The following is a 1,268-nucleotide window of genomic DNA, read 5'->3' on the forward strand; positions in this document are numbered from 1 at the left end:
GTGAAGTGCACCCCTTAAAGTAGACATTGGAAAAACACCCTGGTGTTAAAACCGATGATTATTTTAGGGGGTGCTTTTTTTCATGGCTAAAAAGGGGCAAAAATTCCAATCATTTAGTTTTGAGTTAAAGAAGAAAGCGATTGAGATGCGGTTACAGGGAATGACTAAGCAGCAGGTGGCGGATGAATTAGGGATAGCGGATGTGCAACGTCTGAAAGTATGGATGAGGCAATTCCGGTTGTATGGCGATTTTGGTCTTATAGATCGTCGTGGACGACGGAAGGAGTACGTGGATAAAGATCGTTACATGAAGCGTTTAGAGATGGAGAATGCTGTCCTAAAAAAGTGGTTAGAAATTACGAAGAAGGAGGTGTACAAATCAAGTATCAACTCGTAAACGAACTGAGAGATCGTTACTCCGTCCAAGCTTTGTGTAAGGAGCTTGGGATATCGAGAAGCGGATTCTACGCCTATTTGAAACGTAAGAACAATAAAAAGGACGAGACAGCGAAGCAACTCATTCTCTCCCTTTACAAGAAATATGATGGTATCTATGGCTACCGTCAGATCCAAATGCATTTGTATCAAGACCATCAGGTCTTGATGAATCACAAAAAGGTACTCCGTTTGATGCAAGAAATGGGAATTCGTTCTCGGATACGTCGGAAGAGAAGGCATATGGTTGGATCAACTGTTAGTTACCGTGTTGCTGAAAATCGGTTACAACGATATTTCCATGCAACTCAACCGAATCAAAAATGGGTAACAGATGTAACGCAGTATCGAGTTGGTGACAAATGGCTGTACCTTTCAGCTGTAAAAGATCTGTTTAACAATGAAATTGTGGCTTACCACACAAGTCTTCGTAATGATAATGATCTCGTTATACAAACTTTTCTTAAGGCATTTGAAAAACATAAGGACGTGACTGGATTGATCGTTCACAGCGACCAAGGATTCCAATACACGTCCCACGCTTACCACGACATGCTGCCAAAGGTTGGCGCCCAAATCAGCATGTCCCGTCGAGGCAACTGTCATGACAACGCCTCTATGGAAAGCTTCTTCTCTCATCTCAAGACAGAAGCTCTCTATCCATATGATATACGAACTATGGAAGAGGTACAAAGACGAATTGAGGAATTCATCCATTTTTACAATAACGATCGACCACAAAGGAAATTAAACAAACTGACGCCGGTTCAGTACCGACGCCAGCTTGCAGCTTAGGTGTTTTTTTAACTGTCTACTAAATAGGGTCTTGACCA

At 42.0% G+C, this 1,268-nt stretch carries 2 protein-coding genes; both read left to right on the forward strand.

The window, feature by feature from the left end; genetic code table 11:
* The first annotated feature begins 82 nt into the window (after window positions 1-82).
* On the forward strand, window positions 83-397 hold the full coding sequence (locus C3B52_RS35560) for a helix-turn-helix domain-containing protein (protein ID WP_103111006.1): 315 nt from the start codon (window positions 83-85) through the stop codon (window positions 395-397).
* Entirely contained in the window at window positions 346-1,230 is an 885-nt protein-coding gene (locus C3B52_RS35565) for an IS3 family transposase (protein ID WP_103111007.1), read from the forward strand. Before C3B52_RS35560 ends, C3B52_RS35565 begins: the two co-directional genes overlap by 52 nt.
* Window positions 1,231-1,268: the final 38 nt, after the last annotated feature.

Origin of the sequence: Brevibacillus reuszeri, from assembly GCF_002897295.1 — a bacterium.
Classification (GTDB): domain Bacteria; phylum Bacillota; class Bacilli; order Brevibacillales; family Brevibacillaceae; genus Brevibacillus; species Brevibacillus reuszeri_A.